The sequence below is a fragment of the Streptomyces sp. NPDC005302 genome, assembly GCF_040607345.1.
Classification (GTDB): domain Bacteria; phylum Actinomycetota; class Actinomycetes; order Streptomycetales; family Streptomycetaceae; genus Streptomyces.
Genome location: NZ_JBEXGN010000036.1, coordinates 1 through 13200, shown reverse-complemented (window position 1 = coordinate 13200; position 13200 = coordinate 1). Strand labels below are relative to the sequence as shown.

At 72.5% G+C, this 13200-nt stretch carries 11 protein-coding genes; 6 read left to right on the top strand and 5 right to left on the bottom strand.

The genetic code is table 11. The features are described from left to right. Positions 1-182 precede the first annotated feature (182 nt). Positions 183-1853: an alkaline phosphatase D family protein gene (locus tag ABZT74_RS33030; RefSeq protein ID WP_356440952.1), complete on the bottom strand. Its 1671-nt coding sequence runs from the start codon at positions 1851-1853 to the stop codon at positions 183-185. A 147-nt stretch (positions 1854-2000) separates the two neighbouring features. Then, a complete protein-coding gene (locus ABZT74_RS33025) occupies positions 2001-2645 on the bottom strand; it encodes an HNH endonuclease family protein (protein WP_355877195.1) in 645 nt (214 codons plus the stop codon). 637 nt (positions 2646-3282) lie between these two features. On the opposite strand from ABZT74_RS33025, the gene ABZT74_RS33020 reads away from it, so the two are divergent. Further along, complete coding sequence (locus tag ABZT74_RS33020; protein ID WP_355877198.1) at positions 3283-3864, top strand: TMEM165/GDT1 family protein; 582 nt, start codon at positions 3283-3285, stop codon at positions 3862-3864. An 832-nt stretch (positions 3865-4696) separates the two neighbouring features. Continuing rightward, the gene (locus ABZT74_RS33015; protein ID WP_356166120.1) at positions 4697-5359 is read left to right on the top strand and encodes an HAD-IA family hydrolase; all 663 of its coding nucleotides are present in this window, start codon (positions 4697-4699) and stop codon (positions 5357-5359) included. Between the two features lie 164 nt (positions 5360-5523). Here ABZT74_RS33015 and ABZT74_RS33010 read toward each other — a convergent pair whose 3' ends face one another. After that, positions 5524-6723, bottom strand: a complete 1200-nt coding sequence (locus tag ABZT74_RS33010; protein ID WP_356440949.1) for a peptidoglycan-binding domain-containing protein — start codon at positions 6721-6723, stop codon at positions 5524-5526. 166 nt (positions 6724-6889) lie between these two features. On the opposite strand from ABZT74_RS33010, the gene ABZT74_RS33005 reads away from it, so the two are divergent. The 3 genes from ABZT74_RS33005 to ABZT74_RS32995 all read left to right on the top strand — a co-directional run bounded on the left by ABZT74_RS33005 (position 6890) and on the right by ABZT74_RS32995 (position 11169). After that, positions 6890-9127: an MFS transporter gene (locus ABZT74_RS33005; protein ID WP_356440946.1), complete on the top strand. Its 2238-nt coding sequence runs from the start codon at positions 6890-6892 to the stop codon at positions 9125-9127. Positions 9128-9350: 223 nt separating this feature from the next. Beyond that, entirely contained in the window at positions 9351-10046 is a 696-nt protein-coding gene (locus tag ABZT74_RS33000; protein WP_355877210.1) for a hypothetical protein, read from the top strand. A 163-nt stretch (positions 10047-10209) separates the two neighbouring features. Beyond that, positions 10210-11169, top strand: a complete 960-nt coding sequence (locus ABZT74_RS32995) for a hypothetical protein (protein WP_356440943.1) — start codon at positions 10210-10212, stop codon at positions 11167-11169. Positions 11170-11288: 119 nt separating this feature from the next. On the opposite strand, the gene ABZT74_RS32990 is transcribed toward ABZT74_RS32995, so the two are convergent. After that, entirely contained in the window at positions 11289-11735 is a 447-nt protein-coding gene (locus ABZT74_RS32990; RefSeq protein WP_356166109.1) for a DUF1992 domain-containing protein, read from the bottom strand. 121 nt (positions 11736-11856) lie between these two features. On the opposite strand from ABZT74_RS32990, the gene ABZT74_RS32985 reads away from it, so the two are divergent. Continuing rightward, on the top strand, positions 11857-12252 hold the full coding sequence (locus ABZT74_RS32985; RefSeq protein WP_355877219.1) for a hypothetical protein: 396 nt from the start codon (positions 11857-11859) through the stop codon (positions 12250-12252). 81 nt (positions 12253-12333) lie between these two features. Here the strand turns inward: ABZT74_RS32985 and ABZT74_RS32980 are convergent, their stop codons facing one another. Beyond that, positions 12334-13005 (bottom strand): O-methyltransferase, encoded by a 672-nt coding sequence (locus tag ABZT74_RS32980; protein WP_356166106.1) that lies wholly within the window; start codon positions 13003-13005, stop codon positions 12334-12336. Positions 13006-13200 lie beyond the last annotated feature (195 nt).

Below are 13200 nucleotides of genomic sequence, written 5' to 3'. Positions count from 1 at the left end.
AAGGGTGTGACTCCCGGGCGTGGGGGCGCAGGACGGCGGACCGCCCACTGGAAGCGGACGGTCCGCCTCATCATGCCGCCGGGCACTGTGCGAACCGAGCCCCGGGGCGAAGGATCGGCGCCCGGTGTGGGATGCGTCACGATCATCGGGGACAAACGGCACAACAACCGTGTGAAAAGGCCCTATTGCGGGGCGAGTACGGACTCCCGCACCGTCCGCAGCCGGACACCCCCGGCTGTCCCGCCGTCGCTGCCGCCGCGCGTCTGCACCGCCTTCTCGAGACGCAGCGACGCCGAACGTCCCCGCAGGGTCAGGGTCATCAGCTGGTTGCCGAACCAAGGGCCGCCCGACCGGTTCCAGTCGACCGACGGGGGCGCGCAGCGGCCGTGCCGGGCAAGGCGGTTGCCGAGCCCCCGCGCGAGACGGCTCCAGCCGAAGCGGAAACCGAGCCGTATCTGCGGCGGGACGGAGTTGTGCACGGGGGAGCAGGTCAGCTGGACCACCCGGGCCGCCGGCTGCCGGGCGGAATCGGCCCAGACCGGCTCGGCGACATAGGCGTGGTGCACGTCCCCCGACAGTACGCACACGGTCGCGGGAGCGTGCTCCCCCGACCCCACGTCGGCGATCAGGTCCGCCAACTCCTCGAAGGAGTCGGGGAACGCGGCCCAGTGCTCCAGGTCCGCCGTGCGTCGCAGCCGCTCGCCGAACCGTGCCCAGCGAGCGCCCCGCTCCCCGCGGCACAGCGCGGCGTCCCACGCCTCCGCCTGGTGGATCAGTGGCGGCAGCAGCCAGGGCAGCGACGTGCCGATCAGCAGGTGGTCGCAGTTCTCCGGGGCGTCCAGGGCCTGTTCGCGCAGCCACGCCGACTCACCGGGGTCGAGCATTGCCCGGTCCTGCTCGTCCAGGACGCGGGCCGCGCGGCTGTCGACCATCAGGACCCGGGTCCGGCCGAAGTCGCGGCGGTAGCTCCAGCGGACCGAGGCCGGATCGGCGTCGGCCTGCGCGGCGAAGGCCCGCAGCACGTCGGTGCCGTCGGGCGTCTCGCGCACCGCCGCGTACAGCAGGTTCTCGGCGAGTTCGTCGGGGGAGAGGTTGCCGAGGTGCTGGTGGACCCAGTACGACATCAGGCCGCTCAGGATCCGCTCGCGCCACCAAGGGGTCGCGCGGATGTCCTTGAGCCAGGCGTCGCTGGTGTTCCAGTCGTCGATGACGTCGTGGTCGTCGAAGATCATGCAACTGGGCACGGTGGACAGCAGCCAGCGGATCTCGGGATCGAGCCAGGACTCGTAGTAGAGCCGGGTGTACTCCTCGTAGTCCGCGACCTGATGGCCCGGGGGGTCCGCCAGACCCCTGCGGGAGGCTATCCACGCGCGGGTCGCGTCCGAGACCTCGTCCGCGTACACCTGGTCACCCAACAGCAGCAGTACGTCCGGGCGTTCGCCGTCCGGGGAAGCGGCGATGCGGGCCGCGAGGGTGTCCAGCGCGTCGGGCCCGACCGGGTCCTTCTCGTCCGCCGGCGGCGCCGCCCAGCGGCAGGAGCCGAAGGTGACACGGACCGCCGCCTCGTCTCCCGCGGAGGTGCGGACGACGGAGGGAGGGAAGGCGGAATCAGGCAGCGGCCAGACGGTCACGTCGTCGAGCAGCACCTCGTACGCGGTCACGGTGCCGGGCGTCAGCCCGCTCACCGGCACCAGCGCGTAGTGGTGCCCCGCGACCTGGAACGTCGGGGCCGACCCCGACGTCCCGTCCGCGCAGCGCACCTCGGCGGTGCACGGGCGGCTCGCCTCGACCCAGAAGGTCGCGGACGAGCCGTCGACGTACCTCAGCAGCGGCCCCAGGCACAGCTCGGCCATGATGATCACCCTCCTCCGTCGCCCCGTACGGTACGGAACGACGGAGGCCGGTGGCGAGCCTCCGGGCACCGCGGCGATGCCGTGGGGGGAGCGGTGCCCGGAGTTCTCGGGGGAGGCGGGCGGCGCGGGCGCCCCTGCCGGTACGGGTCAGCAGCCGCTCAGGACCGAGCTCAGCTTGGACTTCTCCGCGGAGTCGACCTTGAGGTTGTAGTAGTACTTCACCTGCACCCAGGCCCGGACGTACGTGCAGGCGTACGAGCTGAGCGGGGGCATCCACTCGGCCGGGTCCTTGTCACCCTTCGACTGGTTCACGTTGTCCGTGACGGCCAGGAGCTGCGGGCGGGTGACGTCGTTGGCGAAACCCTGGCGCTGCGCGGTGGTCCAGGCACTGGCGCCCGAGTCCCAGGCCTCGGCGAGCGGTACGAGGTGGTCGATGTCGAGGTCGGACGCGGCGGTCCAGTTGGCGCCGTCGTAGACGGAGTGCCACGACCCGCTGGTCGCCGTACAGGCCGAGTTGGTGACGACGCTCGTGCCGTCGCGCTTGAGGACGTACTCACGGGTGTCGCAGGTGCCGCTGATGGTGATCCAGGTCGGGAACAGATCGCGGTTGTAGCCGGTGCGGTTCTCCGTCGCGACGGTGAGGGACGCGAGGTAGGTGCGCGCGGTGGCCGCGCTGACCGGGGTGGGGAGGGCGGCTGAGGCGGTCGGGCCGTTGAAGACACCGGCCAGGGCTATCAGTCCGGTGGCGGCCGCGAGTATGCTCAGCCGTCGACGCGCGTAGACCTTTGGCATGCGAACTCCCTTGGGGTGTGGGGGCGTTGGAGTGCGAGCGAACGAATGCTCGCGGGGGTGTGTTGCCGGGAGGTGAGTACGCGGTTAGAAGTTAGTGACGCGTGCATGACATAACAAGGTCCGCGGCGGAACTTTCGGCGGGGGCCGGGTGCGGGCGCTCGCGTTTTCCTGCGGGTTCGGGGGGCTTGGTCTTCTCTCGCGGTGCGTGTGGTGCGTGTGGTGCGTGTGGTGCGTGCGGTGCCTGCGGCGCTTGCAGTGCTCGCGGTGCTTGCGGTGCCTCCCTTTTCGGGAGCTTCCCCGGGGAGGTTCCGGGGCGCGGGACCTTCGGCCCTGCGGGGTCCGTGCGCACGTCGCGTACTATGAACGGCGCAGAAGGGGAGTAGCTCTTCGCCGGACCGTCGACATACTGCTCAGCTCGTCTGAGCCGGCGCCCGGAGGCAGACCTCGTTCACGAGGCCGGCCAGCGAGACCTTCGGCAAGCAGTGCACATGCCCGAGCCGGGCTTTCCGGCTGGGGCTCTTCCGGTCGCGCCTCTCGGTGCGGGCGCAGCTGTGCGCTGCCGTGCCGAGGTGTCGCGCAGTCACAGCACGCGCAGTCGCAACACTCTCGGCGGGGCAGCCCGACCGATTGAGGAATTTTGATCAGCTTCAGCGTGATGGCGCTCGTCTTCGGCGTCGTCTTCCTTGCCGAGCTGCCGGACAAGACCGCTCTCGCCGGCCTCGTCCTCGGCACGCGCTACCGCGCCTCGTACGTCTTCGCCGGTGTCGCCGCCGCGTTCGCCGTCCATGTGGCCCTCGCCGTCGCGGCGGGCAGCGTGCTGACGCTGCTGCCGCAGCAGATAGTCCACGCGGTCACCGGTGTGCTGTTCCTCGGCGGCGCGGCCGTGCTGCTGATGAAGAAGGGCGAGGACGAGGAGGAGGTCCGCGAGCCGGCGAACCAGGGCTTCTGGAAGGTCTCCGGGGTGGGCTTCATGCTCATCCTCGTCGCCGAGTTCGGCGACCTCACCCAGATCATGACCGCGAACCTCGCGGCGCGTTACGACGACCCGCTGTCGGTGGGCCTCGGCGCCGTGCTGGCGCTGTGGGCGGTCGCGGGGCTGGGCATCGTGGGCGGCAAGGCGCTGATGAAGCGGGTGCCGTTGTCGTTGATCACCAAGGTGGCCGCGTTGCTGATGCTGGGGTTGGGGATCTGGAGCCTGTACGAGGCCGTGGCGGGCTGAGGTCCGCTGCGCGCGGGGCGGTACGTCGGGCGGTACGTGGTGGTGTTCGGCTGTGCCGGGTGCCGGGTGCCGGGTGCCGGGTGCCGGGTGCCGGGTGCCGGGTGCCGGGCCCCGGGCGGTGGGCGGCGGCGGTGTCTTCGGCTGCGTGCCGGGCGGTGCGGGTGCCTTCGGCCGGGCTGCGGTGGGTGGGGCGGCTGCGGGCCGGTGCGTGCATCCGGCCGGGCTCCGGTGGGTGGGGCGGGGCCGTGCCGGTACATCCGCCCGTCGCCGCTGAATCAGACGTCGGTCGAGAGGCGGGAGCTGCTCGATCCGGGCGTAAGCGACGGGCATGTGATGTACCGGCACGGCCCCTTCCGCCGCATGCCGACTGCGGGCCGAGGGGGGGCGAGGGGGCTGAGGGGGCCGAGGGGGACCCCTTCCGCCGGGGTCCCGAGGGGGATCCCTTGCGCCGGGGTCCCGGGCGAGACCCCTTCCGCCGGGTCCCGGGCGCGGGGTTCCCCTCCCCGGTCCCGGGCGCGGATCCCCTGGCCGCCACTCCGGTGTTCTATCGCTGGGCCCGGGTGGGCTCCTGGGGTGGGGGGCGGAGGGGGCGAGAGGTGCTTTTGAGGTCGTGGCCGGTGGGTGGCCGGGGGGTGTCTTTTTGGGGAGTTGGGGGTTGACCTTGCGGGTCGGATGACATAGGGGCAGGTCAGGGGCGGTGGCGCCGAGGGGGGATCGTTTTGTATCGTGTAGGAACAAAGTGGCTCCCGCCCGCGACTCCCTGACCGGTGGGCGGGGCCGCCTTGTTCCCGGGGGAATCCTGAACCCCCTACCCGCACTTTGGAGCATGCCGATGACGACGGCCACGACCGTTCTGACCGCCCGCGCCCTCCTGCTCGACATGGACGGCACCCTCGTCAACTCGGACGTCGTCGTCGAGCGCTGCTGGCGTGGCTGGGCCGACCGGCACGGGCTGGACGGGGACGAGGTCATGAAGGTCGTCCACGGCCGACAGGGCTACGCCTCGATGGCCGTACTCCTGCCGAACCGCCCCATGGAACAGAACTACGCGGACAACACGCGGATGCTGGCCGAGGAGACCGCCGACATGGACGGCGTCGTCGAGATCCCGGGCGCCACCGAGTTCCTCGCCTCGCTCGCCGGCGTCCCCCACGCGCTCGTCACCTCCGCGGACGTGGCCCTCTCCAGCGGGCGGATGGCCGCCGCCGGTCTCGGACTTCCCGACGTGCGGATCACCGCCGAGTCGGTCGGGGCCAGCAAGCCGGACCCCGAGGGCTTCCTCAAGGGGGCGGCCGAGCTGGGTGTCGCGCCCGAGGACTGCATCGTGTTCGAGGACTCCGGGGCGGGGATCGCCGCGGGACGGGCCGCCGGGATGCGGGTTGTCGGGATCGGGCCCCGAGCCGGGTTCCACGCGCCGGACGTGCTCGTCCGTGACCTCACCCAGGTGCGGGTCGAGTCCCTCGGAGACGGGACCCTCCGCCTTCACATCGGCTGAGGCCGTCGGGGGAGAGGGTGTGTTGGGTGGCCGGGGCGGCCTTTGCGCCCCCTGCGCCCCGACCCGTTGCTCCGCCCCGCATCCCGCTCCTCAAGCGCCGGAGGGGCTGATCCGTCCCGTCGCCATTCGGCGGACCGCACCCGGCGCCGACGGCGAGCCCCGGTTCACGGCTGGGACGTCTCCGACTCCAGGCTCGTGCGCGTCGCCGCGCCGTAGACGCCCGACGGGTCCGACGTGATGCCCCGCGCCCACTGGTACCAGCGCACGGCGTCCTCGAGATGGCGGTCGAAGTGGCCGTCCGCGTCGCCCATGTACATCCTCAACTGGCTCATGCGCAACTGGAGTTCGGTCACCTCGGGGCCGTCGTCGCCGCGTTGCAGGGTTGGTGCGGGGCCCAGGCCCTGCTGACCCCCGGTGTCCGCGGCCGACCCCGTCGCGGTGGCCGTCGCGGTCGGAGGAGCGGACGCGGGGGACGACGAGGCCGACGGCGACGGGGACGCCGAAGCGCTCGCCCCGGACGTCGAGGGCGATGGGCTCGCGCTCAGGGACGACGCCGGAGCCGCCGGTGCCGACACCGTGGGCGACGCGCTCGCCGACGGGGCCGCCGACGCCGCCTTCGGCGACACGTCCGGCACGCTCGCCCTTACGTCCTCCGGCAGCGCCCCGTCCCGCGCGGGAGTGTCGTACGAGAGCAGGCCGCCCGCGAACCCCGCGGCCGCCACCATCGTCACCACGACCCCGGCCGCGGCCAGGATCCCGTTGCGCCGCCTGCGTCCCGGCCGCCCGGCCGCGGAGCCGGACGCGCCCGGCTCCGCCGGACGCTCCTGGAACAGGCGTACGTCGGCGGCCCGCGGCTCCGACGGCAGCGCCTGCAGTCGCATGGTCGCGTCGGCCGGCAGGGCCGCGTCGGCCGGTACGGCCGCGAGGCGCATGGTGGACGCCGAGGGGTCCTCTCCCACGAGGGGCGGCATGATCCCGGACCCACCGTGCTGCCCGGACCGATCCGCGGCGGCGTCCGTCGGCCGGGGCTGCGCACCGGCGCCGTTCACCGGTCCGGCGCCCCCGCCCGCCGCCATGTCCCCGGTGCCGGTCCCGGCCCCGGTCGTCGCGGCACCCGCCGTTGTCGTTCCGGTCGGCTCCGGCCCCGGTGCGCCCCCCGGCACACCTCCGGCCGCACCGTCCTGACTCAGCTCCACGTAAGGGCGTATGCGCAGCGGGTCGAAGTCCTCCGCGGCCGCGGCCTCCGCCGTGCGGGCGTCACGGAGGGCGTCGGACGCGCGGCGGGTGCAGGCGCAGGACGGGGTGCCGTCCGGTGCGCGATGGGCCGCGCACCGGGGGCAGACATGTCCGGTCTCTTCAGTCACGTGTGGGTCCCTCCCCCTGAGAACTCCAGAGATTATCCGGAGGTCCTTCACGCAACCTTCAACGAGCCCCCCGGAATCCCGGATTCCGGACGCCTCGACAGGCCATAACCGGACACACCGATCAGGATGGAGGGTGATCGAGACCCTCGGGGCGCAGGGAGGCCGAATGACCGGGGACGCGCAGGGTTCGCAGACGCCCGCCGACCGCGGCACGGACGGGCCGGACGCGCCGACCGGGGGCACCGGCACGGGCGCCGGTGGCACCGGCGGGAGCAACAGCGGCGGACAGGACGGCCGGACCGACTTCGCCGGTCCGATCGACCCGCACGAGTCCGTCGCGGTCAGCGAGTCCGCCGTGCGCCGCCGTACGGCGGCGGCCACGGACGCCCGCGACAGCGTGCACGGCAGTGTCGTCGTCTCCATCGGCGCGCTGCTGCTCGGCATGCTGCTCGCCGCGCTGGACCAGACGATCGTGTCGACCGCGCTGCCGACCATCGTCAGCGACCTCGGCGGCCTGGAGCACCTGTCCTGGGTGGTCACGGCCTATCTGCTCGCGTCGACGGCGGCCACTCCGCTGTGGGGCAAACTGGGCGACCAGTACGGCCGTAAAAGGCTGTTCCAGACGGCGATCGTGATCTTCCTGATCGGCTCGGCGCTGTGCGGCATGTCGCAGAACATGGGCGAGTTGATCGGGTTCCGGGCGTTGCAGGGACTCGGTGGCGGCGGCCTGATGGTGCTGTCGATGGCGATCGTCGGCGACCTCGTCCCGCCGCGCGAACGGGGCAAGTACCAGGGGCTGTTCGGCGCGGTCTTCGGTACGACGAGTGTGCTCGGACCGCTGCTCGGCGGGGTGTTCACCCAGCACCTGAGCTGGCGCTGGGTCTTCTACATCAACCTGCCCGTCGGCGTCGTCGCGCTTGTGGTGATCGCGGCGGTGCTGCACATCCCGAAGAAGTCGGCCCGTCATGTCATCGACTACCTCGGCACGTTCCTGATCGCGGCGGTCGCCACCTGTCTGGTCCTGGTGGCCTCGCTGGGCGGCACCACCTGGGACTGGAACTCGCCGCAGATCATCGGCCTCGCGGTGGTCGGCGTGGTCCTCGGTTTCGCGTTCGTCTCGGTGGAGCGGCGGGCCGCCGAACCCGTCCTTCCGCTCAAGCTCTTCCGCGTCCACACCTTCACGCTGTCGGCGATCATCAGCTTCATCGTCGGCTTCGCGATGTTCGGCGCGCTGACCTATCTGCCGACGTTCCTCCAGGTCGTGCAGGGTGTCACGCCCACGCTCTCGGGTGTGCACATGCTGCCGATGGTCTTCGGACTGCTGCTGTCGTCCACGGTCTCCGGGCAGATCGTCAGCCGCACCGGCCGCTGGAAGGTGTTCCCGGTGGCGGGCACCGGCATCACCGCCATCGGTCTGCTCCTGCTGCATCAGATGGACGAGAACAGCAGCACGGGCGAGATGAGCGCGTACTTCTTCGTCTTCGGCCTGGGCCTCGGCCTGGTCATGCAGGTTCTGGTGCTGATCGTGCAGAACGCGGTGTCCTACGAGGACCTGGGCGTGGCCACCTCCGGCGCGACGTTCTTCCGGTCCATCGGTGCCTCGTTCGGCGTGGCCATCTTCGGCACGGTCTTCGCGAGCCGTCTCGGCGACAACCTGACGAAGGCGCTGGCGGGGCAGAAGCTGCCCCCGGGCATCACGACGGACTCGCTGAAGGCCGACCCGAAGGGGATCGGCGCCCTGCCCCCCGACGTGCGGCCACCGGTCCTGCACGCGTTCGCGACGTCGATCACCGACGTCTTCCTTTACGCCGCCCCGGTCGCCGTGCTCGGATTCGCGCTGGCCTGGTTCCTGCGCGAGGACAAACTGCGCGGCTCGGTCACGGCGCCCGACGTCACGGAGACGCTCGCCAGCAATCCGGTCGAGCGGTCGTCGTACGACGAGGTGTGCCGGGCGCTGTCCGTGCTCGGCACCCGGGAGGGGCGGCGCCAGATCTACCAGGAGATCACCGAACGGGCGGGCTACGACCTGCTGCCGGCGGCGAGCTGGCTGCTGCTGCGGATCAAGAAGTACGGGTGGGCGGAGCCCGCCCTGCTCGCCGAGAAGAGCACCGTGCCGCTGGGTGTCGTACTCGCCGCCACGCGTCAGATCGAGGAGCGCGGGCTGGCCCGGCGCGAGGGCCTGGACCTGGTGCTGACCGACGAGGGACGCGCCGCCGCCAGGAAGCTGTCGCTGGCCCGCGAGGAGTCGCTCGCCGCGCTGCTCGGCGACTGGTGGAGCCCGGACCGGCCGACCGACCTCACCCAGTTGGTGGTGGAGCTGAACGACGAGATGTGCGGCTCCGACGCGGAACGTCCGCACGAGGGCGGGACGACATCCGTCCGGCGCCTGGGAGAACCTGCCTGAGACGCCGGTCCGGGCGCGGCGGACTCTCCGCGACGCCGGAGCCGGTGAGGGGAGCGGCGTACGAGGCGGTGACGGCCCCGAGGGGTGTGGGCACGGAGGGCGGGCGGGAGTGCGGGTGGAGGCCCGGGCCCTACGCGCCGTGACCGCCGCCGTTTGAGGAACGACTTCCGGGCAACCCGGGTGAAGAACCGGCCCGTTGGGTCGAGAACCCCGGAAGGCATCCATGTCCACAGGCGTGATCATCGCTCTGATCGTGATCGTGGTGGCCGTTGCCGTCGTCGCGGCCGCCCTGACCCTCCTCAACCGACGGCCGCCCGGCGGCCGTACCCTTCGGCGGCGCTTCGGACCGGAGTACGACCGTGCCGTCGACCGGCACGACGGTGACACCAAGGCCGCCGAGGCCGAACTCGCCGAGCGCGTGAAGCTGCACGGCGGACTGCGCGAGAAGGCCCTCGACCCCGCGGACCGCGACCGGTTCACGGCCGGCTGGGCCGCCGCGCAGGAGCGCTTCGTCGACTCCCCGAGCGAGGCGGTGGCCGAGGCCGACCGGCTGCTCGGCGACCTGGCCGGAGCACGCGGGTTCCCCGGCGTGGAGCAGTACGAGGAGCAGGTCTCCGCTCTCTCCGTGCACCACGGACACCGCGTCCACGGCTACCGCACGGTGCACCGGGCCGCGCAGGCCGGCACGGGCCGGGACGGCACCGTCGACACCGAGCAGATGCGCGAGGCGATGCTGGAGGCCCGCGCCCTGTTCGAGGACCTGATGAGTTCGAACCGCGAGGAGAAGTCCTCCGGTCACCTGCGTGACACGGACCGCTCGGACGGCACGGACGCCGTGGACGAGTCCCCGGACGCCCGCCCCGAGCGCACCCGACGGTTCGGCATGACCAAGGACGACCGGCACACCGAGCCCGCGTAGCCCGTCGGCGACGACGCGAACGCGCGACCACGCAGAGCACCGGGAGCGCGGCGGACCCGCCGCGCACCGACAGCCCCGAGACTTCCAACCACGACACTCGCTCCCACCTGCCCTGGTTCTTCACCAGGCGTCAGGCGAAGGGGAGTCGAGGAAGGTGAACGCGATGAAGCCCGAGCAGGACCCTGAGCGCAACCCGTCCGGCGAAGCGGCCATGAAGGGCCGTGTCACCCCGGTGCCCCCCGAGCGTCCCGTGGACGACCGTGCCAAGGCGGCCGACAGCGCCTCCGACGAGGACGTGTCGCGCCGTGAGGCACTGAAGGGCCACCTGGACCCCGCGGCCGACGAGCAGACCCCGGGCGACCGGGCGAAGACCGGCGACGCCGCCGCGGCCCGGACGGCCACCACGGGCGACGAGGCGAAGGCCCGCACCGGCGCCGGCACCAGCGCCCTCGACGAGGCGAAGGCCCGCGCGACCCGGACCGGCGACGACACCGCCGCCCGGACCACCGGGACCGGCACGCCGGCCCGTGAGAGCGCGGACGTCCGTACCGGTGAGCGCGCCGCCTCGCACGACGACCGCACGAGCCGTACCGGTACGGGCCCGTCCGTCACCTCCCGTGACACGGACCTCGACACCGGCGACGCCAAGCCCGGTTCCGCGTCGCGCGACACCGGCACCGTGCGCGGTGACACCGCGGGAGCGCTCCCCACGAGCCGCACCGCGGACACCGGCAACCGTACGGACGGCAGGTCGGACGGCAAGTCGGACGGCAAGTCCTACGGCAAGGACTCCGCGAAGGACTCCGCGAAGGACTCGGCGAAGGACTCCGTGAAGCACGGGGAGCGGCTGCTCCCGGGTGACGAGTACGACAAGTTCTCGCAGCGGATGCGGCACGCGGTCGGCGGGTTCGTCGACGGGCCGGAGGCGTCCGTCGAGGAGGCCGACCACGTGCTCGAAGAGCTCGCGAGCCGGTTCACGGAGGCCGTGTCCCAGCGCCGCCGTTCCCTGCGCACCGCCTGGCAGTCCGGCGGTGAGGGCAAGGCGTCGGCGTCCGACACCGAGAAGCTGCGGCTCGCCCTCCAGGACTACCGCGAGATGACCGAACGGCTGCTGCACATCTGAGCCGCCTTCGGACACCGCAGGCACCGTGAGGCCGCGTCCCGGACCATGTTCCGGGACGCGGCCTCAGGGCGTTCGCGCGGCCGGGACGGCCGCGCCGTTCCCGCTGTCCGGCCCCGGTCTCAGGCGGCTCCGCCGCTCTCCCGCCGCTCCGTCTCCGCGGCCCGGTCCTCGCGTGCCGCGCGCCACTCGTGGACGATCTTCTCCACGTCGTAGGGCTTGAGCCCGAGGGGCGGACCCGGCGGCGGCTTGAACATGACCTCGCGGATCTTGGCGTTGATGTCCTCGACGATCCGCCGCACGGTCCGCTCCGAGGGGGCCGCGGCCGCCGCGAGGAGAGCGTCCTCCGCCTCCTTGCGCAGGGCCAGCGTGGGCGGCAGCACCGACAGGCCCTCACGGGCCATCTTCCGCTTGATCCACCAGAGTTCGTCGTACGGCGTGTCGGTGACCGCGGGCAACGGCTTTCCCGCGCCAGCGAGTTCGGCGAACTCGCCGCGGGACTCCGCCTCGCGGATCTGCCGGTCGACCCAGGACTCGAAGCTGACACCGGGTGGCTTGCGCTCCGTCATGGGTCCATTGTGCCGGAGGCCGCACCAGGACGGGAATGGTCGAATTATCATGCGGCGGCGGCGTGGGAACCACGCTCCGCGTCAGGACAATGGGACCAGCACCCTTCACGAAGGAGCGCGCGTGCTCGAACTCACCATGGCCACGATGTCCGGCGGGGACGCTGGCGCGACGGCCGGGATGCTGATGGCCGACGCGCCGAGCGACCCCGGGGCCATGCTGCGGGTGGGCCGGGACCGGGCCGTGTGCCGGCTCGCCACCCCGGACGACTGGCTGTTCGTCTCCCGGGTCCACCTGGAGTTCCTGTGCGGACCCGACGGCTCCTGGCAGGTCACCTGGCTGCAGGGCTCCCACCCGGAGCCGTCCTCCGAGGTCCGGCTGGCCCTGGTGGGACTACAGCCGCAGCCGCTGCCGTACGGGGGCACGGCCAAGCTGCCCGCGGGCGGCTCGGGCGAGCTCGTCATCCAGGACCGCACCGGCCCCCGCACCGTGAACGTGGGGTTCTACCACGAGCCGTAGAGCGGATCCGCGACGCCGCGGTGTCCGCCTGTAGAGAGGGACCGGCGCGGCCGTCAGCCGTGTGCCGGGCGGCCGGGCGGCTCAGGCGTGCACGCGGGCCAGCGCGAAGCCGTCGTAGCCCTTGCTGCCCACCGTCTGGACCGCCGTGCCGTCCAGCCGGGGGTGCGAGGCGATGAGTTCGAGCGCGGCCCGGGTGCCCCGCACGCTCGGGTCGGTGCTCGTGGCGTCGGTGACCGCGCCGCCGCGGACGACGTTGTCGAGGACGATCACGCTGCCGGGCCGGGTGAGGCGGACCGCCCAGTCCAGGTAGTGCGCGTTGTTCACCTTGTCCGCGTCGATGAAGACGAAGTCGAAGGGCTCGGGGTTCTCGTCCGCCAGTTTCGGCAGCGACTCCAGGGCGGGGCCGACCCGCACCTCGGCGACCTCGGCCAGGCCGGCCCGGGCGAGATTGCCGCGGGCCACCTCGGCGTGCCGGGGGTCGTACTCCAGGGTGACCAGCCGGCCGTCGGCGGGCAGGGCGCGGCCCAGCCAGATCGTGCTGTAGCCGCCGAGGGTGCCGATCTCCAGGATGCGGCGGGCGCCCTGGATCTCGGCGAGCAGCCGGAGCAGCTTGCCCTGGTTGGGGGCGACGGCGATGGGGGGCAGTCCGGCCGCGTCGCTGTCGCGCAGCGCGGCGGCCAGCGCCTCGTCGGCGGGGGCCAGGAGGGTGGTGAAGTGGTCGTCGACGTCGTTCCAGACCTGCGACTCGCTCATGCACCGAGCCTTTCGTATGCCTAGTTAGATGCGCTAAGTATCTCAGGGAAAACCTAGTCGTCCGAACCGGTGCCTGCCAGCGGGCTCCGGTCCCGGCGGCTCGGTGTCGCCGGCTCGGTGTCGGCCGGCCGGGGGCGGGCCGCGGCGTCCGGCACGGCGAAGGCCGCGGGGCGGGGGGGGGGGGGGCCGCCGCCC

Bases quoted from the DNA above. Each gene is read 5' to 3' on its own strand.
- ABZT74_RS32995 (WP_356440943.1), top strand. From the start codon at position 10,210: ATGAAGCCCGAGCAGGACCCTGAGCGCAACCCGTCCGGCGAAGCGGCC.
- ABZT74_RS32990 (WP_356166109.1), bottom strand. From the start codon at position 11,735: ATGACGGAGCGCAAGCCACCCGGTGTCAGCTTCGAGTCCTGGGTCGAC.
- ABZT74_RS33000 (WP_355877210.1), top strand. From the start codon at position 9,351: ATGTCCACAGGCGTGATCATCGCTCTGATCGTGATCGTGGTGGCCGTT.
- ABZT74_RS33015 (WP_356166120.1), top strand. From the start codon at position 4,697: ATGACGACGGCCACGACCGTTCTGACCGCCCGCGCCCTCCTGCTCGAC.
- ABZT74_RS33030 (WP_356440952.1), bottom strand. From the start codon at position 1,853: ATGGCCGAGCTGTGCCTGGGGCCGCTGCTGAGGTACGTCGACGGCTCG.
- ABZT74_RS32980 (WP_356166106.1), bottom strand. From the start codon at position 13,005: ATGAGCGAGTCGCAGGTCTGGAACGACGTCGACGACCACTTCACCACC.
- ABZT74_RS33025 (WP_355877195.1), bottom strand. From the start codon at position 2,645: ATGCCAAAGGTCTACGCGCGTCGACGGCTGAGCATACTCGCGGCCGCC.
- ABZT74_RS33005 (WP_356440946.1), top strand. From the start codon at position 6,890: ATGACCGGGGACGCGCAGGGTTCGCAGACGCCCGCCGACCGCGGCACG.